Below are 19,640 nucleotides of genomic sequence, written 5' to 3'. Positions count from 1 at the left end.
CCACATGACTCGATACCGCAACCGCGCCCTGAAGGCGAGTGCCGCGCTCTGGCTGCTCGTGCTGCTGGCGGACGCGGCCTGGGTCGCGACCTCGGGTGCCGCCGCGGTTGCCGCGACGGTGCTCACGCTGTGCGTACTCGTTTCGGCCGCGCTGCTTGCCAGGTTCATGCTCAACCTGCGTGAACAGCAGCCCGCGCCGGTGCGTGTACGCGCCCAGCGGCGCCGCCGGTAGCGACTCCGCCGGTGGTCGATTGGGGGTCTCCCTCAACCGGCCGCCGGCGGTGCCGTTCCGGTAGGCGTTCGTCGATGCCCCCATCGAGACCGTCATCAATGCCGACCGCGTCTCCCAGCCGCCCCGGTCAACGGCCTCCGCGTGGACGCGTCCGCCGCCGAAGCGGTCGCTTGGTTCGTACTGCGACCGCGTCGTGACGCATAGTTGCGCTCACCTCCGCCGTTCGGCTCCCAACGGTTGCCGATGGGCGCAAGGACTCTCGTGGGATGCGCTCCTTTCCAGTAGCGTGCCGAGTCGTGATCCGTAGTGGCCCCGCCTCCCGCTGCGGTGTTGGAGCGCTTTCTGGCGTGACGAGGAGGCCCCCGGTTGGCTGGCACCGGCTCCCCCCGTGTCCCGGTTCCGCGCGGCGGCGGTTCGAACCGCCGTACCGGCGGGACTGACACGTCGGTCGCCGGGCACCGCCGTGGCGGCGGCCCGCGCCCGAGCGGGCTCCGGTCGGTCCGGACCCAGCTGATCGCTCCGATCCTCGTGTCCATGATCGGCCTGGCGACCCTGGGCACCCTCCAGGCGACCACCGCCACGTCGGCCTCGCGCGACGCCGGCCGGGCGCGGACCGCCGCCGTCACGGCGACCAGTGCGGTGCTGTTCGTGCACGAGCTGGAGCGCGAGGTCGCCGAGACCGCCGCGCTCCGCCAGCGCGGGGGCAAGTCCGGTGCCGCGCTGATGGTCGCGCAGCGGGAGCGCACCGACCAGGCGGCCCGCCGCTACCTCGACGACGGCCGCCGGGCGATCGACTCGGTGCCCGCCCTCTCCGGCGCCATCCGCAAGGCCAACGACCTCTACGGCCAGCTCGGCGCGGTGCGCGAGTCGGCCGACAACGGCGCCGTCATCACACTGTCCGGCGATGCGGTGTACCGCGGACTGGCCGAGGCGCTGCTGGCCATCGCGGATGCGGTACCGGCGCAGATCAAGGACATCGAGCTCGCGAACGCCGCCCGTGCCGTCGCCGCCATCGCGGCCGTCGAGCACTACGCGGCCCTCGAGCGCGACCTCCTGCGCGCCATCTTCAGCCGCGGCGCCGTCGCCCCCGGCGAGCTCGGCGCCATGTCCGAGATCCGCGGTGCCCGCGCCCAGCGGCAGTCGGAGTTCGAGCGCGCGGCGACCCCGGACGAGGCGCGGACGTTCGAGACGGTGCTGCGGGGCGCCGACATCGACAAGGCCGAGAAGATGAGCGCCGCGGTCCGCGACGTCGAGCGCACGCCGGCCGGCGTGAAGGCCGACGCCGATGCCTGGTTCGTGGCGCAGAGCGGCGTCATCCGCCGGCTCAACGTCGTCAGCGTCGACTTCTCCGACGCGCTCGACCTGCGCGCCGACCAGATCGCGGTCAACGCGTCGCGGCGGGCCTGGGCCACCGGCATCGGCACCGCGGCGCTCGGCCTGACCGGGCTCGGTATCGCGATCCTGCTCGCGGTGCGCACCTCCCGGCGCCTGCGCCGGCTGCGGGCCGCCGCCCTCCAGATGGCCCGGCGCGAGCTGCCCGAGGCGATCAACTCGGTGACCACCGGCGCCGCGCCGCGGCCCGAGTCGGCCGAGTCGGCGGCCGTCGTCACGCGGTCGATCGCCGCCACCAACGACGAGATCGGCCAGGTGGCCGACGCGTTCGGCAGCGTGCACCGCACCGCGCTGCGCCTCGCCGGCGAGCAGGCCGAGCTGCGGGTCGACATGTCCCGCATGGCCGAGGTACTGGCCCGGCGCATCCGCACCCTCATCACCCGGCAGCTGCGGCTGCTCGACGAGTTCGAGCGCGACGAGACCGACCCCGACGTGCTGGCCCGGCTGTTCGCCCTCGACCACCTGGCCGCCCGCCTGCGCCGCAACGGGGAGAACCTGCTGGTCCTCTCCGGCGGCGAGCCCGGCCGCCCGCAGACCCACGCCGTGCAGCTCGGCGCGGTCGTCACCGCCGCCGCCTCCGAGATCGAGGACTTCGAGCGGGTCGAGGTCATGCACGCCGACCTGGCCGTCGCCGGCCCGGTCGTCGGCGACGTCGTGCACCTGCTGGCCGAGCTGCTGGAGAACGCGACGATGTTCTCGCCGCCGACCCAGCCGGTGCGGGTCGACGCCCGGTCGACCGTCGACGGCGCGATGATCCGCGTCCACGACAGCGGCATCGGCATCGCGCCGGCCCGGCTCGCCGAGATCAACTCCCGGCTGTCCGTGCCGAGCAACCTGAGCAGTGCCGCCGCCGGCACGATGGGCCTGCACGTGGTCTCGCACCTGGCCGCCCGGCACGGCATCCGGGTGCAGCTGCACGCCACGGGCAGCGGCACCGTCGCCTACGTCTCGCTTCCGCACCGCGTGCTGGAGCAGGTGAGCGCGCTGCCGTCCGGCCGCGGTGCGGGCGGCGCCGTCCGCCCGGAGCCGGTCCGTCAAGAACCAGTACAGGTCCTCTCGACGGTCGGCGCGCCCCTCGGCCGGCCCCGCACCACCGAACGACCGCAAACTGCCGGGACGGCGGCAGCACCCTGGTTCCGTCCCTACCTGAGCGGCGGCGACACCCCGACGCCGCCGCCACCACCCCCCGGCTCCTGGCCGCCGCGGCCGCCGGGGACACCGTCCAGTGCTGCCGGAGGTGGCTCGATGTCCGAAGCGAACCTTCCCCGCCGCCAGCCGGGCGCGCAGCTCGCGCCCGGAACCACCGAACAGCCGCCGCAGACCTCCCGCGGCGCGGCCGTCGACCCGGAGCTCGTCCGGTCCCGGCTGTCCGCGTTCGCCGAGGGGGTCTCGGCCGCCGCACGACGCACCAACAGCGCAGGCACAGGACAAAAGGAACAGTAGATGGCCATGCCACAGCAACCCTCCGGCGTCGGACAGCTCGACTGGCTCATGACGAGTTTCGCGCGGCAGGTGCCCGACGTCGCGCACGCGATCACGGTCTCCGGCGACGGGCTGCGGCTCGCGAGCTCGGCCGACCTGCCGATCGACCAGGCCGACCACCTCTCGGCCGTCATCAGCGGCCTGGCCAGCCTGGTCTTCGGTGCCGCTCGGCTCATGCAGGCGGGCCACGTCCGGCAGACGATCGTCGACATGGACGGCGGCGTGATGATCGTTATGTCCGTCGGCGACCGTGCCCTGCTCGGCGTGCTCGCGGCGCCCGGCTGCGACCTGGGCCAGGTCGGCTACGAGACGGCGATGCTCGTCCACCGGGTCGCCGACGCCCTGGACCCGCTGCCCCGGGACGCGCTGTCTCGATGACACGACGGGCGTTCGCGGCGGTACTGGCGGGGGTCCTGCTCCTGGCCGGTTGCGCCACCGTGCCGCAGCGTCCGGGCGCCGGGCTCTGGCACGGCGGCCGGCTCTTCATCGCCACCGGCAACACCACCGGCGTGTACTACACGATCGGTGGTGGCTACGCCGACCTGATCACCAAGCACGTCGCCGGCTACGAGGCGCGCGCCGAGGCGACGGGCGCCTCGGGCGAGAACATCGAGCGGGTGGCGAGCGGCGACATGGACGTGGCGCTGACCCTCGCGGACACGGCCGCCGACGCCTACACCGGCAAGGGCGCCTTCGACGGCGGCCCGCGCAAGATCGTGGCGCTCGCCCGCGTCTACAAGAGCTACATCCACCTCGTGGTGCGCAACAGCGCGAAGATCGCCACGTTCGGCGACCTGCGCGGCAAGCGCGTCTCGACCGGCTCGGCCGGCTCCGGCATCGACATCGTGGCCGGCCGCATGCTCTTCGCCGGCGGCATCAACCCCGACACCGAGATCGTCCGGCAGCGGCTGTCGCTGCCGGAGACCACCAAGTCGATGCAGGCCGGCACCACCGACGCGTTGTTCTTCGCCGGCGGCCTGCCCACCCCGGGCATCACCGACCTGCTCAACAGCGCGCCGGGCCAGTACTCGATCCTGCCGCTCAACGAGCTGATCCAGCCGCTGACGTACACCTACGGCTCGGTCTACAGCCTGGCGAAGCTGCCGGCGACCGCCTACAACACGCCGACCGACATCGACACCGTCGTGATCGGCAACCTCATCGTGGTGTCGCCCGACATGCCGGAAGAGCTCGCGTACCAGCTCACCAAGGTCCTGTTCGAGCATCAGGTCGAGCTCTCCCGGGTGCACCCCGAGGGCGGAAACTTCGACCGGGCCTCCGCGCCGAACACCGATCCGGTGCCGCTGCATCCGGGCGCCGCAAGGTACTACAGCAGCGGATAGGTCGACGTTATGGATCTCTCATTCGCGCCGAGCGGACAAGGTGATCACGGGTCTGTGGTGTCAGGATGGGCGGCGTGACCACGCTCCAGCAAGACCTCGTTCGCCTGGACGACATCCGCGACGCCGCCGCGCGGGTCTCCGGCCTCGTGGTGCGCACCCCGTTGCTGCCCTGTCCCTGGGCCGACGACCTGTGGCTCAAGCCCGAGAGCCTGCAGCCCATCGGTGCGTTCAAGCTCCGTGGCGCCACCAACGCCCTGCACCGGCTCGACCTGGAGCGCCGCAGCATCGGCGTGGTCACCCACTCGTCCGGCAACCACGGCCAGGCCCTCGCCTACGCCGGCCGCGCCCTCGGCATCCCGGTGACGGTCGTGATGCCCGACGTCTCGACCCCGCTGAAGATCGAGGCGACCCGCGGCTACGGCGCCGAGGTGATCCTGGTGCCCCAGTCGCAGCGCGAGATCGTGGCGCAGCAGTTGGTGGCGGAGCGCGGCCTGACGCTCATCCCGCCGTACGACCACCCGGACATCATCGCCGGCCAGGGCACCGTCGGCCTGGAGATCTTCGAGGACCTGTCGAGCGTGGATGTCGTCCTGGTCCCGGTGGGCGGCGGCGGCCTGTCCTCGGGCGTGGCGACCGCGGTGAAGTCGCTGGCGCCGCGGGTGGCGGTGATCGGCGTCGAGCCGGCGGTGGCCGCCGACGCCGCGGAGAGCCTCGCCGCGGGCGTGGTGCGCACGCTGCCGGAGGCGCGGATGCTGAGCACGGTCGCCGACGGCCTGCGCACTCCGCTGTCGGAGCTGACGCTGGCCCACCTGAGCACGTACCTGGACGCGATCATCACGGTGTCGGAGGACGAGATCCTGGACACGGTGAAGGTCCTGGCCCGCAAGGCGCGCCTGATCGCCGAGCCGAGCGGCGCCGTGGCCACGGCGGCGGTCCTCCACCACCGCGACGAGCTTCCCGCCGGCCGCACGGTGGCCGTGGTGAGCGGCGGCAACCTGGACCCGAAACTGGCCGCGACACTGTTCGCCTGACGGTTATCCACAGCCTGTGGGTAACGCCTGTGGGCAACGCCACCGTCACCTGACGCCGGGATCGGCCGTTGCTGACTCCGCTAGGTGACTGACCAGGCGATACAGATCCGTATGGATCACTGGCGGTAGGTGTTGTCCACAGCATCCCCAGCGTCCGTCCACAGCTATCCACTGGGTTATCCACAGTTGGGGACGACGTCCTGTGGACGACCACACATGCCGCAAATTCCGACCCACCGGACGCCCCGGGGCGTGGCGTGGTCGCAGCCCGCTCGGGCCACCTCATGATCGATGGAGACTTCTGGTCGCCATGGCAGCCAATTCTCTCCATCGATCATGGCGCGAACGGTATGTCCGATGCTGTTCGCCTGGCATACCCGACATTTCGCATTTATACGGCAAGAACGCGCCGGGCCGCGTAGGACGGACCCGGATGCCCGGACTGGCGCCGTGTCCCGCGAGCGTCGCCGATCTTGGAGTGGACGTGGGGCGGAGGTGATGTGGCGTGTCGGGCGGGCGGATACCGACAAATCCGGCTAACCGTCCGACCTCCAGGGGCGGGGTCTTGATCGTGGGAAGGATCTGGTTGTCAGGGCAGCCAGATGCTTCCCACGATCATGGGGCTCGGCGTCAGGCCTTGCCGGCTCGGTCCAGGATCCAGGCCGTGATGAAGGCCTCCTCGCGCCAGGCGTCGTAGCGGCCGCTCGGGCCGCCGTGGCCCGCGCCCATCTCGGTCTTCAGCAGTACGTCCGTCGACGGCGACTGGGCGCGCAGCCGTGCCACCCACTTTGCCGGCTCGTGGAAGAGTACGCGCGTGTCGTTCAGCGACGTTACCGCCAGAATTGCCGGATATGAACCAGAAGTCAGGTTCTCGTAGGGCGTGTACGACTTCATGTACGCGTACACCTCGGGGTCGGCGAGCGGGTTGCCCCACTCCTCCCATTCCGTCACCGTCAGCGGCAGCGACGGGTCCAGGATCGTGTTCAGCGCGTCCACGAACGGCACCTGCGCCACGATCCCCGCGAAGTCGGCCGGCGCCAGGTTCGCCACCGCGCCCATCAGCAGGCCGCCCGCCGAGCCGCCGCGCGCGATGAGGCGGTCCGGGGAGGTCCACGCCGCCTTCACCAGGTGTGCTGCACAGGCCACGAAGTCGGTGAACGTGTTCTTCTTCGCCAGCAGCTTGCCCTCGTCGTACCACCGCCGGCCCATCTCGCCGCCGCCGCGGATGTGGGCGACCGCGAACACCACGCCGCGGTCCAGCAGCGAGAGGCGCGGGATCGAGAACCACGGGTCCATCGACGCCTCGTACGAGCCGTAGCCGTAGAGGACGGCGGGCGCCGAGCCGTCGCGGGGCGTGCCGGCGGCCGCCACGATCGAGATCGGCACGCGGGTGCCGTCCTCGGCGATCGCCCACTCGCGGTACTGCTCGTAGCGGGACGCGTCGAAGTCGCCGAGCACCGGCTTCTGCTTGCGCAGCGTCAGGGTGCCGCTGTCCAGGTTGCAGTCGAAGATCGAGTCGGGGGTCACCAGCGAGACGTAGTGGAGACGGAACGAGGTGGTGTCGTACTCCAGGTTCGCCTCCGGGCCGACGGAGTAGAGCGGCTCGGGGAAGCTGATGTCGTACGGCGCGGCGCCCTGCAGCGGCACGACGCGGATGCCGGTGAGGCCGTCGCGGCGCAGCGAGACCACCAGATGGCCGGAGAAGGCGTCGACCTGGAGCAGCCGCGTGCCGGGCTCGTGCTCGATGAGCGTGGTCCAGGTGCCGGGGGTGTCGACCGAGGTGTACGCCAGCGCGAAGTCCTCGGCGCCGTCGTTGTGCAGGACCAGGAACCGGTGGCCGTGGTGCTCCACCGAGTACTCGACGCCCTGGCGGCGCGGCGCGATCGACACCGGCGGCGTCGTGGGCGCGTCGGCCGGGATGACCAGCACCTCGCTGGTCACCTTGCTGCTGAGGTCGACGAGGATGAACCGCTCGCTGCGGGTCAGTTCGACGCCGACCCAGAACCGCTCGTCGGCCTCCTCGTGCACCACCACGTCGTCGGCGGAGGGCGTGCCGATCGTGTGGCGCCACACGCGGTACGGCCGCCACGCCTCGTCGACCGTGATGTAGAACAGCGTCGAGCCGTCCGCCGCCCAGGCCGAGCCGTAGAACACGTCCTCGACGGTGTCCGGCAGCAGCTCCCCGGTGCGCAGGTCCTTGATCCGCAGCGTGAAGCGCTCGTCGCCGGAGAAGTCGGTGCTGTAGGCGAGCAGGTTGCCGTCGACGCTCAGGTCGAACGTGCCGAGCGCGAAGAACTCCGAGTCGCCGGCGAGCTCGTTGCCGTCGAGGAGCACCTCCTCGCCGGGCAGCGCGGTGCCGTCGCCGATGTCGGGCGGGGTCGTCTGGCCATCGGCCGCCGCGACCCGGCAGTGGATGCCGTACTGCTTGCCGGCCTCGGTGCGGGTGTAATACCAGTAGCCGCCCTTGCGCGCCGGCAGCGAGAGGTCGGTCTCCTTGGTCCGCGTCTTGATCTCGGTGAACAGCGTCTCGCGGAGCCCGTCGAGGTGTGCGGTCGCCGCGGTGGTGAACGCGTTCTCGGCCTCGAGATAGGCCACGGTGTCCGGATCGTCCTTCTGCTGGAGCCAGAAGTACTCGTCGACCACGGTGTCGCCGTGGTGGGTCCGCTCGTGTGGGACCCGCTTCGCGATGGGAGGCTGCTCGCTCGTCACGCGTCCTTACGTTACCCGGGAATGATGCAACCACGAGTGTCGTCCGTCGGTCCTATCAATCAGGAGGGAGCGACGCCGGTACCGTCATGGTCGCGTAGTTCGGGCGTGGCCACGGAGGGATGCGGTGCGGCGTCGTGCACTGTTGCACATCGGGGTGGCCGGGCTGGCAGCAATGCTGGTCCAGGCGTGCTCCGAGGGGTCGTCGACGCCTCCGCGGGCGGGGGGTGGCTCACCGGCCGGATCTCCGGACGGCACGGGCCGGGCCGCGTCGACGTTCGACCCCTCGGGGTACGTCCCCGCTGCCGCGCCCCTCGCCGAGCTGAAGAAGCTCTTCAACTACGACAGGGACCAGAGCCTCGGCGCCACCCTCACCGACAAGCGCACGGGCGACGGCGTGATCCTCGAGGACCTCACCTACTCGGACGCGCGTGGTCACGAGGATCTTCCGATGTACGTCGTGGGGCCCGCGGGTGACGCCGGCCGGTACCCGGCGGTGATCCTCGCGCCGGGCAGCGACGGCAACCGGGACGCGCTCCTCGACGAGGCGATGACGCTGGCCCGGGCCGGCGCGCTGGTCGGCGTCACCGGCCTGCCGCTCAAGCCCACCGGCGACGCGGCGGCCGACGCCAAAGCGGTCGCCGACGCGGTCGTCGGGCAGCGCCGGGCGATCGACCTGCTGGCCCGCCGGTCCGACTGCGACCCGTCGCGGATCGCGTTCGCCGGCCACAGCTGGGGCGCCGCCCAGGCCGCCGTGCTGCTCGGCCTGGAGACCCGGCTGACCGGCGTGGTGCTCGCGGCGGGGTCGAGCCGGATGTCCCGCTGGATGGTCAGGCAGCAGGTACCGCCGGATTGGCACGCCTACCTCGACTCCCTCGCCCGCTTCGACGCCGGCCCCTACGTGGCGGCCGGCGGCAAGCGCTCGGTGCTGCTGCAGTTCGGCACCCGGGACGAGGTGTTCCCGAAGGCCGAGCAGGACGAGTTGGCCGCCGCCGTGGCCGGCGCCAAGGAGCGCAAGGACTACGACGCCCACCACGATCTGGACAGGGTCGCCGCCGCGAGCGCGGACCGGGTGACCTTCCTGAAGCGGGTCTTGCGGCTCAAGTAGGGAGCCCGTACGCTTTCGAACGTCTGTTCGATCTCGGTTGGCGCGCCATGTGCATGCCTTCGGCGATCGATCGTGTTCGACCGTGTCATTGGGAAAGCCAGGACCATGTCCCGGCTACCGCGATTCCCTTCGACCGATCTTCCCCGCAGCGACGGTGGCGGTTGGTGACCAGGGAAGCGGGAGCTTGCGGTGACGGTGATCGAGGGGCTTGCGGATGCGTGCGGTCCGGACCACGTGTGGGAGGCCGGGCCGGCCGACACGGTGGACGGCGTGCCCGTGGGCTGGGTGGCGGCGCCGGGCGGCGCCGATGAGGTTTCTGAGGTACTGCGGTTCGCCGCGGCGGAGGGCCTCTCCGTCGTGCCGACCGGTGCGGGCACCAAGCTCGACTGGGGCCTGCCCCCGACCCACGTCGACATCCTGCTCGACCTGGGCCGGATGTCGGGCATCCTGGACCACGACCCCGGCGAGATGATCGCCACGATCGCCGCCGGCACCCCGATGCGCGCGATCCGGGCCTACCTGCTGCGCGAGGGTCAGCGGCTGGCGCTCGACGTCGCCTCGCCGGCCGCCACGCTGGGCGGCGTCCTGGCCGCCAACGAGGCCGGCCCGCTGCGCCACCGGTTCGGCTCGCCCCGCGACCTCGTCATGGGTGTGCGCGTGGCGCTCGACGAGGGCAGCCTGGAGCGCCACGTCGACGGCTTCGATCTGGCCCGGCACGTGTGCGGGTCGTTCGGGACGCTCGGCGTGATCACCGAGGCCACCGTCCGGCTGGAGCCCATGCCTGCCGCCCGCGCCTGGGTCGTGCGGCCGGTGACCACGCCTCGCGAGGTACAGCAGCTCACCGAGGCGCTCGCCACCTCACACCTGGAGGCGGCCGCGGTCGAGGCCGACCTGCCCGGCGGCAACGGCGGCCGCCCGGCCGAGCTGGCGGCGATGTTCGAGGGCACCCGCGACGCCGCCTTCGGCCGCGCCGAGACCGCCGCCAAGCTGCTCGGCGGCGGCGCCACGGTCGAGCAGCTGCCGCCGGCCTGGTGGGGTCGCTATCCGTTCGAGGCGGAGGACGTCGCGCTGAAGATCTGGGGCCGGCCCAGCGAGCTGTTCGCGGCCGTGTACGCGCTGCGCGACGCGGCCGGCGCGCCGGTGCCGGTGCGCGGCTCGGTCGGCCTCGGGGTGGCGCACGCCGCACTGCCCGACGCGGTCACCCCGGAGCGGCTTGCCGGCATGCTGACCGCCGCCCGGACCGTGTTGCTGGCCCGCGGCGGCGGTGGCTGCACGCTGCTGCGCGCCCCGCTGGAGCTGCGCGAGCTGGTCGAGACCCACGGCCCGGGCCGTCTCGACGACGCCTCGGCGCGCCTCAAGCTCGCGCTGGACCCCGAGGAGCGCCTGGCGCCGGGCCGCCTTCCCGACATGAGCTAGCGCCTAACGGCAGCGCCAGGCCACGGCGTGGATGACGCCATCGGCGTCGTCGGCCTGGCCGGCGATCACCCGGCCGTCGTCGCTGAGTGCCGTGGGCAGGTTGCTGAACTCGCCCGACCTGTGCACGAACACGTCGGGCAGGCGCATCGAGCCGCCCGTCCCGATCAGCACTCCGCGGCCCTCGCGGTCGGTTCCGACCATCCAGCCGGCCGCGTTGGCCGTGCTCGGGCGCACCTGCAGGCCGGGCACCGGCTCGACCTGGCCGGTGCGGAGGTTCCAGCGCGTGCCGACGCTGCCGCTGAGGCCGGTCGCCCAGCCGTTGCGCACGGTGAACGCGGCGGAGTCCTCCGGCTCGCCGTACTCGGGCAGCGGGCGGCCCTTGCCGTCACCCGACCACACGTAGGCCTGCCGCTGCCCGGCGACGGTCACGTAGCCGACCGCGGTGCCGTCGTCGTCGACCGCCTCCGCGGCGCCGCCCTTCGCGCCGTCCGGCACCTGCAGGGACACCGGCTCCGACCCGGCGCTCGGCCAGCGGACGGGCTGGCCGGCCCGCGCGCCCACGATCGTGCCGCTCGCGTTGATGCCCTGTGCCCGGGCGTCGCTGCCCGCGAGCTGCGTCGCCTTGCCGTCGCGGTACACCCAGGCGACCTGCTCGCCGCCGACGAAGCTCTGGCCGACGGCGACGCCGGCCGCGTTGACCGCCTCGATCGTCTGGTCGTCGCCGGGAATGCTGATCTTGGTGGCCTTGCCGTCGGACCACAGCAGGACCTGCGTTGCGCCCTGTCCGGGGTACGAGCGCCCGAAGATCCAGCGGCCGGCCGGATCGGCGGCGGTGACGAGCGACTTGGCGACGTTGTCCGGGACCGGCAGCCGCTCGGCGGCGCACTGGGTGGGCAGCTTCGCGGGTGCCCTGGAGGCGGAGACGCTGGGGGTCGGGGTCGAGGACGGGCTGGTCGACGGGCTGGCACTGGCACTGGCCGGCGCCCCGGTCGTCGCCGCAGGCGATTTCTCTGATACTTCCGATTTATCGGTACCGGCGGATCGCAGCCCGAACGGCAAGGCCACCAGGACGATCGCGGTGAACCCGGCCGCGCCGCTGGCCAGTGCCGCCCGGCGGGTGCGGCGGATCCGCTGGCCCTCGCGCATCGCCCGGGCGATGTCGACCGAGGAGGGGCGGGGCGGGTCGTCGGCCAGGGGGCCCAGCAGGTTGCCGGCGTTGTTCTCGTCGAGGTTCACTGCTCACCGCTCCTGGATATTGGTCAGGGTTGCCAGCGGCTGCTCGCCGAGCAGTCGCCGCAGCGCCGCGAGCCCGTGGGAGGTCTGGCTCTTCACCGTGCCGGCCGAGATGCCGAGGATGTCGGCGACCTCGGCGACGGGCAGGTCGTGGATGAACCGCAGCACCAGCACCGCCCGCTGGCGGCGCGGCACCTGGGCCAATGCGTCGCGCAGAACCGAGCGGTCCTCGACGCTGTCCGGCTCGGGCGCGACCGTCGGCGGCGGCTCCGCGAAGAGCCGCACCCTCGCCCAGCTGAGCCGGCGCTCGTCGACGAAGGCGTTCACGAGCATGCTGCGGACGTACCGGTCGAGGTGCTCGGCCTGGCGGATCCTCGACCACCGCACGAACATCGTCGTGATGGTCTGCTGAACGAGGTCGTCGGCGCGGTGCGAGTCGCCGGTCAGCGAGTAGGCGAGGCGGCGCAGCACCGGCAGTCGCGCCGTGACGTACTCGACGTACTCCGCAGATTCCCCGGCCATCCGTGGTGTTCCTCCCTCGGGGGGATTCGGTCCACCCTTTGACGGGTCCGGGGTCGCGTCAGGTTGTACGCGTCTTCTCGGTCCAGACGACGAGCTGGTCCTGACCGTCGATCCCGGTCGTGTAGCAGCGCTCGGGGACCTCGACGAAGCCGAACCGGCGGTGCAGGCCGATCACCTGCTTGTTCCAGGCCAGCGTGCGGCCGCCGAACGAGGTGAGCTTCAGGTCGTCGAACGCGTAGGCGACGGCCGCCTTCTCCAGCTCCATCCAGGCCGGCAGCAGCTCGCCGCGCCCGGTCAGGCCGTCGACGTCGAGGAAGAAGCCCCACTCCGCGGTGCCGGCCTCGGGGTCGTGGTCGTTGAAGGTCACCACGCCGCAGTCGTTCCCGTGGTACGCGAAGATCAGCACCCGTCGAGCGGGGTCGGCCTGGACGTTGGCCCACCACTGCGCGTGTCCCTCGGGGGTGATGTACGCGGTGTAGATGCTCGCCGTGCGGGTCTTCGGATGGTTCCGCCACCTGCGAATAGTCCCCAGGTCCGATTCGTGGGCGTCGCGCAGCACCTGGAAACCTCCCGGTTCATTGCCCCTGCCAACGGTACTCTCGCAGGTGGAAGCGCATGCGCCTGATCGAACAGGACCCAGATCTGATGACCAACCTCGACCGGCTCCGTGTCGCCTTCCGCACCGCGCTCGGCCTCCCGGAGGATCTCGACGTCGACAAGCTTGAGTATCGGGGGATCGAGCAGTGGGACTCGCTCGCCCACCTGACGCTCGTGGCCGAGATCGAGGACGCGTTCGACCTGATGATCGACACGGACGAGGTCATCGACCTGAGCTCGTTCGACAAGGCCGTCGAGATTCTCGGGAAGCACGATGTTGAGCTCACCGGCTGAGGCCCCGCAGCGGGTCGCGCTGGTCACCGGTTCGTCGCGCGGCATCGGCCGGGCCGTCGCCCGCCGCCTCGCCACGGAGGGTTACCAGCTCGTCCTGCACGGCCAGCGCGAGGGCTCGGCGAAGACGACGGCCGACGAGCTGGGCGTCGACACCCTGATCGTGCACGGCGACGTCAGCGACGCGACCGAGGTCAAGGCCATGATCCGCCTGGTGTTCGAGCGGCACCACCGCCTCGACGCCCTGGTCGTCAACGCCGGCGCCCACGAGGCGGGCCCGCTCGGCATGATGAGCGACGCGGCCGTGGAGCGGCTGTTCGCCGTCAACGCCGTCGGCGCCACGCACACCGTGCAGGCGGCGGTCAAGCTGCTGCGGCGCGGCACCAGCCCGGCGATCGTCCTGCTGTCGTCGGTGATGGGCACGTCCGGCGCCGCCGGCCAGGTGGTCTACGGCGCGACCAAGGCCGCCGTCGCCGGCCTCACCCGCGCCGCCGCCAAGGAGCTCGGCCCGGCCGGCATCCGGGTCAACGCGGTGGCGCCCGGCTTCATCACCACCGAGATGCTCGACTCCCTCGACGAGGCCGGCCGCGCCGAGCGGGTCGCCGCGACGGCCCTGCGCCGGCTCGGCGAGCCCGAGGACGTGGCCGACGTCGTGGCGTTCCTGCTCTCCGACGCGGCCCGGTTCGTCACGGGCCAGGTGATCGGCGTCGACGGCGGTCTCGTCGTATGACGCTGCTGCACCCCGGCGCCCGGCTGGTCGACGCCGCCACCGGCGCCGTCGTCACGCCACAGGTCACCGACGCCCTCGCCGACGCGCCGCCCGGGGTGGCCTTCCTCAGGATGCCGACCACCGTCGATGCCGTCGGCCGCTACGTGGACGCGTTCGAGTCCGGCCGCCCGGTCCTCCTGCTCGACCCGTCACTGCCCGCGGACGCCTTCGTCGACCGGTTCGAGCCGGCCGTCGTCGCCGGGCCGCTGCCCGACGAGGTACCGAAGGGCTACCGGCGCGACGGCGACCGCTGGGTGCGCGAGTCGGCGCCCGCCGTCGCCCACCCGGACCTGGGCATCCTGCTGGCGACCTCGGGCTCCACCGGCAACCCGAAGCTGGTCCGGCTGTCGCGCGCGGCGATCCTGGCCAACACCGCGTCGATCGTCGAGGCGCTCGGCATCACCGGCGACGACGTGGCGATCAGCAGCCTGCCGTTCTACTACTCGTTCGGGATGTCGGTGCTCAACACGCACCTGGCCGCGGGCGCGACGCTGGTCGTCGAGGCGGACGGGCTGCTGGGGCGGCCGTTCTGGCCGGCGGTGAACACGTTCGGCGTGACGTCGCTGGCGCTGGTGCCCTCGCAGTACGAGATCCTCCGCCGTCTGCGTTTCGATCCGGCCGGGTTCCCGACGCTGCGCACGCTCACCCAGGCCGGCGGGCGGCTGCGGCCCGAGCTGGTGGAGGACTTCCACGGGCGGATGAGCGCGGTGTCGGGCCGGCTGTTCGTGATGTACGGGCAGACGGAGGCCGCCCCGCGGCTCACCACGCTCCCGGCTGGTCGCCTCGGCGAGAAGCTCGGGTCGGTCGGCCCGGCGGTGCCTGGCGGGCGGCTCAGCGTGCGGCTCGACGACGGCACCGAGTCGACCGCGCCGGACGTGCGCGGCGAGGTGCTCTACCGCGGGCCGAACGTGATGCTCGGCTACGCCGAGACGGCCACCGACCTGGCCCGCGGCGACGACCAGGGCGGGCTGCTGGAGACCGGCGACCTGGGTCACCTCGACGCCGATGGATACCTCTACATCGACGGCCGCCTCAAGCGGTTCGGCAAGGTGTTCGGCGTCCGGCTCAACCTCGACGACATCGAGGGCATGCTCCCCGGCCCGGCCGCCGCGGTCGCCGGCGACGACAAGATCGTCGTGTTCGTCGCGCAGGACGGCGGCGACCCGGCGCGGCTGCGCCAGGACCTCGCCGACCAGGTCCAGCTGCACTGGTCCGGCTTCGAGGTGCGCGAGATCGCCGCGCTGCCGCTGCTGAGCAACGGCAAGGTCGACTACCGGGCGCTGGAGGCGGCCCGATGAGTGTCTTCACGCTGGCCCAGCCCGAGCGCGAGGCGCAGCTGCTGCCCCGGCTGGCCGAGCTGACCGAGCGGCACCGGGCGCGCGGCGCGGCCTACGACAACATCCTGAACGCGATCGGGCACGCGCGCGGGCGGCGGTACGACACCATCGCCGACCTGCCGTGGCTCCCCGTGCGGTTGTTCAAGACCCAGGAGCTCAGGAGCATCCCGGACGACGCCGTGTTCAAGGTGCTGACCTCCAGCGGGACGACCGGCGACGTGAGCCGGATCTACCTGGACAAGGACGCCGCCGCGGCGCAGACCCGCATGCTCGGCCAGACCCTGCAGACCGTCCTCGGCCCGAAGCGGCTGCCGATGCTGATCGTCGACTCGACGGCGCTCATCAAGAACCGCCGCTCGTTCAGCGCCCGGGGCGCCGGCGTGCTCGGCATGGTGACGTTCGGCCGCGACCACGTGTGGGTCCTCGACGAGCACGACCGCCCCGACGTGGAGGCGGTCCGCGGCTTCCTGGCCAGGCACGGCGATCGGCCGTTCCTGATCTTCGGCTTCACCTTCATGGTCTGGCTGTACCTCTACGAGCTCGCCCGCGACCACCGCCTCGACCTCAGCAACGGCGTCCTGGTCCACTCGGGCGGCTGGAAGAAGCTGGTCGACCGCCAGGTCGACAACGCCGAGTTCCGCCGCGCGTTGCAGGCCGGCACTGGCCTCACCCGGATCCACAACTTCTACGGCATGGTCGAGCAGATCGGCGTCGTGTACCTCGAAGGCCCGGACGGGAACTCGCTGTACTGCCCGGACTTCGCGGACATCGTGATCCGCGACCCGGTCACGTGGGAGCCGCTGCCGCCCGGCGAGCCGGGGCTGGTCGAGGTGGTGAGCACGCTGCCGGAGTCGTACCCGGGGCACGTCCTGCTCACCGAGGACCTGGGCGTGGTGCACGGCATCGACGACGGTGCGTGGCCGGGCAAGCGGTTCTCGATCCTGGGCCGCCTGCCCCGCGCGGAGGCCCGCGGCTGCAGCGACACGTTCCAGGCGGCAGCATGACCACGCCGAGTTCCACGGCTGGCTCGCCGGCGCCCGCTTCGTCCGCGCCCGCTTCGTCCGCGCCCGGGTCCTCCGCGCCCGGGTCCTCCGCGCCCGGGTCCTCCGCGCCCGGGTCCTCCGCGCCCACGTCGTCCGTGGCCGGCCCTTCCGCGCCCGGGTCCTCCGCGGCCTCGCCTTCCACGGCTGGCTCCTCCGTGGCTGGCGGCGGCGTGGTCCTTTCGCGCTTCCCGGCCGGCGCCGAAATTCGGTCGGTCGACCGACTGATCGCCGAGGTCACCCAGGAGCCCGCCGACGGCCGGCTGACCGTCGGCGACGAGCGGGTCCGCGACTTCCTGATCGCCTTCTCCCGCCGCCTGCTCAAGCCCGACCTGGCCCGCCGCCATCCCGAGCTGGGCTCCCTCGGCTTCTTCCTGCGCAGGAGCGAGCTGGCGAAGGCGGTCGAGCGCTTCGGCGACGGCGTCGGCGGCCACCGCCGCGCCCCGCGCGGGCTGGTCCTGCACTTCCCACCGGCCAATGTGGACACGATCTTCGTGTACTCCTGGGCCCTGTCGGCCCTGGCCGGCAACCACAACATCGTGCGCGTCTCCAACCGCTCGGCCGGCGCCGCCCAGACCGTGCTCGAAGCGCTCAACGACGCGCTCGCCGACGCCCACCCGGCGATCGCCCGGACCCAGCGGATGGTCACCTACGACCGCGACGACGCGATCACCGGCGCGCTGATGGCGGCCTGCGACCTGCGCGTCCTGTGGGGCGGCGACCAGTCGGTCGGCGCGCTGCGCCGGCACCCGATCCCGCCGCTCGCCCGCGACCTGGCATTCCCCGACCGCTCGTCGTTCGCCGCGGTCTCGGTCGCCGGCTGGCAGGCCGCGGCCCCGGCCCGGCGCCGGGCGGCGGCCGACGGCTTCGCCAACGACCTGTACTGGTTCGACCAGGCCGCCTGCTCCTCCCCCCGCGACCTGTTCTGGATCGGCGACGCCGAAGCGGCCGACGCGGCCAAGGTCGAGTTCATTGAGCTGCTCGGCGAGGTCGTCGGGCAGCGCGGCTGGGCGGTCGACGCGGCGATGGCCGTCGAGAAGTACGTCGCCACCTACGGCCTGGCCGCCACCGGCGCCGCGACCCGCGTCGCCTTCGCCGGCAACGCGGTGGCCAACGTCGAGCTGGCCGGCCTCGGCGAGGTCCGGCGCGAGTGGCTGGGCGCCGGCACCATCTGCCACGTGACGCTCGGCTCGCTGGCCGATCTGGCCCCCGCCATCCAGCGCAAGGACCAGACCCTGGCCCAGTTCGGCTTCACGATGTCGGAGCTCGACGACTTCGTGACCACGCTGGCCGGCCGCGGCATCGACCGGATCGTCCCGTTCGGCCAGGCGTTGACGTTCGCCGGGGTCTGGGACGGCCTCGACCTCCTGCGCGAATTCACCAGAATAATCACAATACAGGCCTGAATGGTCGCTACCTTGAGGTTCTTCGCGATTGTGAGGAGCCCTTGAGGTGTCCCTGTCCGTCGTCGTCCCGTGCTACCGCTCGGCGCGCATCCTGCCGGCGCTGGTGGAGCGCCTGAACGGGGTGCTGCCCGACCTGCACCCCGACCATGAGGTCATCCTGGTCGTCGACAGCACCGACGACACATGGGACGTGGCGAGCGAGCTCGCCCTGAAGTACGACCACGTGCAGGCCATCCGCATGGCCCGCAACTACGGCCAGCACAACGCCCTGATCGCCGGCATCCGCGCGGCCCGCCACGAGCGCGTCATCACGATGGACGACGACCTCCAGCACCCGCCGGAGGAGCTCCCGAAGCTGGTCGCCGCCCTGACCGACGACCTCGACGTCGTCTACGCGGTGTCCGAGCAGGAGGAGCACGGCGCGTTCCGCAACATCACGTCCTGGGGCGCGAAGTCGCTGGTGATGGGCCGCACGATGGGCATCCCCAACGCCGACGTCCTGGGCGCCCTGCGCATCTTCCGCACCTTCCTGCGGGCGGGCTTCGACCAGGTGAGCGGCCCACACGTCTCGGTGGACATCGTCCTGTCCTGGACGACGACCCGCGTGGGCTCCGTGGCGGTACGGATGGACCAACGCCAGGAAGGCAGGTCCGGCTTCACCGTGAAGTCGCTGGTGAAGCACATGGTCAACATGATCCTGGGCTACTCCACGAAGCCCCTGCGCTGGGTGACGTGGCTGGGCTTCGCGATCGGACTGGGGGGCCTGGCGCTGACGATCATCTGGATCGTCCAGTACGTCAGAGGCCAGACAACGGTCGCCGGCTTCACGACCCTGGCGTCCCTGATCGCCTTCTTCTCGTCGGCCCAGCTGGTGGGCATCGGCGTCCTCGGCGAGTACCTGGGCCGGGTCCACTCCCACGGCATGGGCCGCCCGACGTACGTGATCCGCGAGCACATCACCCGGGGTCAACGCATCGAACGCCGCTAGGCCGCGACGAACACGCCGTTCGTCAGGACGGGGACGGTGTGCGAGACGCCCGACTCGACGGCCAGGGCCACGTCCTCGGCGAAGCCGCGGCCGATCAGCTCCTGGCCGCTCACGCACCGGCGGACCGCGGCACCTACGTTGCGAACCGCGGCCAGCGCGGCCAGCGTGATCGCCGCCTCGACCGAGAGCGAGGCGCCGAGCGCCGACAGGCCGTCGAGGACCGTCGCGGCGCCCAGCAGGTCCTCGACGCACGGGCGCAGGGCGCCGTCCGGCCACAGCTCGCCGGCCGCGATCACGCCGACCGGCTGGGACGGCGTGCCGTGGCCGTGCTCGTGCAGCCAGCGGGCGACGGCCGGCGCGTTGCGCAGTGCGGCCGCGACCACCGGAACGCCGGTGGACGAGGCGGCCGAGCAGATCGTCGCCCCGTTCGGCGACGGCAGGACCAGGTCCGCCACGACCGGTGCCTTCCGGAGCGCATGCGGCGACAGCGACCACGGCGAGGCCGGGGTCACCTTCGAGCGGCCGACCGCGACGGCCGCGCCCATCCGGTCGGCGTAGGCGCGGGCCTGGTCGCTCCACGGGAACGGGTGCACCCGCATGCCGCGGGTGACCGCGATGTCCACCGCGGTCGAGAACGACAGGACGTCGACGACGACCAGCACGGAACAGACGCGGGCCAGCTCCGCCGCCCCGGCCGGGCCCCAGTCGAACCGGGCGCCCGAGCCGGGCTGCGCGAAGACGGTCATG

General features: G+C 72.3%; 18 protein-coding genes. 13 read left to right on the top strand and 5 right to left on the bottom strand.

Annotation, left to right across the window (positions count from 1 at the left end; all coding sequences use genetic code 11):
* Positions 1-4: 4 nt before the first annotated feature.
* The 5 genes from ABZS66_RS13915 to ABZS66_RS13895 all read left to right on the top strand — a co-directional run bounded on the left by ABZS66_RS13915 (position 5) and on the right by ABZS66_RS13895 (position 5,480).
* Positions 5-232: a hypothetical protein gene (locus ABZS66_RS13915; RefSeq protein ID WP_354757485.1), complete on the top strand. Its 228-nt coding sequence runs from the start codon at positions 5-7 to the stop codon at positions 230-232.
* Between the two features lie 534 nt (positions 233-766).
* Entirely contained in the window at positions 767-3,067 is a 2,301-nt protein-coding gene (locus tag ABZS66_RS13910; RefSeq protein ID WP_354757484.1) for a nitrate- and nitrite sensing domain-containing protein, read from the top strand.
* 6 nt (positions 3,068-3,073) lie between these two features.
* Entirely contained in the window at positions 3,074-3,484 is a 411-nt protein-coding gene (locus tag ABZS66_RS13905; RefSeq protein ID WP_354757496.1) for a roadblock/LC7 domain-containing protein, read from the top strand.
* Entirely contained in the window at positions 3,481-4,449 is a 969-nt protein-coding gene (locus ABZS66_RS13900; RefSeq protein WP_354757483.1) for a TAXI family TRAP transporter solute-binding subunit, read from the top strand. The genes ABZS66_RS13905 and ABZS66_RS13900 overlap by 4 nt, the downstream gene beginning before the upstream one ends.
* A 74-nt stretch (positions 4,450-4,523) precedes the next feature.
* Positions 4,524-5,480, top strand: coding sequence for a threonine/serine dehydratase (locus ABZS66_RS13895; protein WP_354757482.1), 957 nt, complete (start codon positions 4,524-4,526; stop codon positions 5,478-5,480).
* A 630-nt stretch (positions 5,481-6,110) separates the two neighbouring features.
* Here the strand turns inward: ABZS66_RS13895 and ABZS66_RS13890 are convergent.
* Complete coding sequence (locus ABZS66_RS13890; RefSeq protein ID WP_354757481.1) at positions 6,111-8,189, bottom strand: S9 family peptidase; 2,079 nt, start codon at positions 8,187-8,189, stop codon at positions 6,111-6,113.
* Between the two features lie 124 nt (positions 8,190-8,313).
* Between ABZS66_RS13890 and ABZS66_RS13885 the strand changes: the two genes are divergently transcribed.
* Together ABZS66_RS13885 and ABZS66_RS13880 are read left to right on the top strand one after the other, a co-directional pair.
* On the top strand, positions 8,314-9,294 hold the full coding sequence (locus ABZS66_RS13885) for a hypothetical protein (protein ID WP_354757480.1): 981 nt from the start codon (positions 8,314-8,316) through the stop codon (positions 9,292-9,294).
* Between the two features lie 189 nt (positions 9,295-9,483).
* Positions 9,484-10,710, top strand: coding sequence for an FAD-binding oxidoreductase (locus tag ABZS66_RS13880; protein ID WP_354757479.1), 1,227 nt, complete (start codon positions 9,484-9,486; stop codon positions 10,708-10,710).
* Positions 10,711-10,713: 3 nt separating this feature from the next.
* Here the strand turns inward: ABZS66_RS13880 and ABZS66_RS13875 are convergent, their stop codons facing one another.
* Genes ABZS66_RS13875 through ABZS66_RS13865 form a run of 3 tightly spaced genes read right to left on the bottom strand, consistent with a single transcriptional unit; the run spans position 10,714 to position 13,024 of the window.
* Entirely contained in the window at positions 10,714-11,946 is a 1,233-nt protein-coding gene (locus ABZS66_RS13875; RefSeq protein WP_354757478.1) for a hypothetical protein, read from the bottom strand.
* Positions 11,947-11,949: 3 nt separating this feature from the next.
* Positions 11,950-12,465: a SigE family RNA polymerase sigma factor gene (locus ABZS66_RS13870; protein WP_354757477.1), complete on the bottom strand. Its 516-nt coding sequence runs from the start codon at positions 12,463-12,465 to the stop codon at positions 11,950-11,952.
* Between the two features lie 58 nt (positions 12,466-12,523).
* Complete coding sequence (locus ABZS66_RS13865) at positions 12,524-13,024, bottom strand: GNAT family N-acetyltransferase (RefSeq protein WP_354757476.1); 501 nt, start codon at positions 13,022-13,024, stop codon at positions 12,524-12,526.
* A 56-nt stretch (positions 13,025-13,080) separates the two neighbouring features.
* Between ABZS66_RS13865 and ABZS66_RS13860 the strand changes: the two genes are divergently transcribed.
* From ABZS66_RS13860 to ABZS66_RS13835, 6 genes are all read left to right on the top strand, one after another.
* Complete coding sequence (locus tag ABZS66_RS13860; protein ID WP_354757475.1) at positions 13,081-13,356, top strand: acyl carrier protein; 276 nt, start codon at positions 13,081-13,083, stop codon at positions 13,354-13,356.
* On the top strand, positions 13,337-14,083 hold the full coding sequence (locus tag ABZS66_RS13855) for an SDR family NAD(P)-dependent oxidoreductase (protein WP_354757474.1): 747 nt from the start codon (positions 13,337-13,339) through the stop codon (positions 14,081-14,083). The genes ABZS66_RS13860 and ABZS66_RS13855 overlap by 20 nt, the downstream gene beginning before the upstream one ends.
* Complete coding sequence (locus tag ABZS66_RS13850) at positions 14,080-15,420, top strand: AMP-binding protein (RefSeq protein ID WP_354757473.1); 1,341 nt, start codon at positions 14,080-14,082, stop codon at positions 15,418-15,420. The genes ABZS66_RS13855 and ABZS66_RS13850 overlap by 4 nt, the downstream gene beginning before the upstream one ends.
* A complete protein-coding gene (locus ABZS66_RS13845) occupies positions 15,417-16,463 on the top strand; it encodes an acyl-protein synthetase (RefSeq protein ID WP_354757472.1) in 1,047 nt (348 codons plus the stop codon). Before ABZS66_RS13850 ends, ABZS66_RS13845 begins: the two co-directional genes overlap by 4 nt.
* Before the next feature lie 209 nt (positions 16,464-16,672).
* Complete coding sequence (locus ABZS66_RS13840) at positions 16,673-17,905, top strand: acyl-CoA reductase (RefSeq protein WP_354757471.1); 1,233 nt, start codon at positions 16,673-16,675, stop codon at positions 17,903-17,905.
* A 46-nt stretch (positions 17,906-17,951) separates the two neighbouring features.
* Positions 17,952-18,893: a glycosyltransferase family 2 protein gene (locus ABZS66_RS13835; RefSeq protein ID WP_354757470.1), complete on the top strand. Its 942-nt coding sequence runs from the start codon at positions 17,952-17,954 to the stop codon at positions 18,891-18,893.
* Here the strand turns inward: ABZS66_RS13835 and ABZS66_RS13830 are convergent.
* Complete coding sequence (locus ABZS66_RS13830; protein WP_354757469.1) at positions 18,890-19,639, bottom strand: 2-phosphosulfolactate phosphatase; 750 nt, start codon at positions 19,637-19,639, stop codon at positions 18,890-18,892. The two genes, ABZS66_RS13835 and ABZS66_RS13830, sit on opposite strands and share 4 nt — an antisense overlap.
* Position 19,640 lies beyond the last annotated feature (1 nt).

Origin of the sequence: Dactylosporangium sp. NPDC005572, from assembly GCF_040605515.1 — a bacterium.
Lineage (GTDB): Bacteria > Actinomycetota > Actinomycetes > Mycobacteriales > Micromonosporaceae > Dactylosporangium.
Note: the sequence above shows the minus strand (reverse complement) of the source record. Positions and strands in the feature narration are given on the sequence as shown.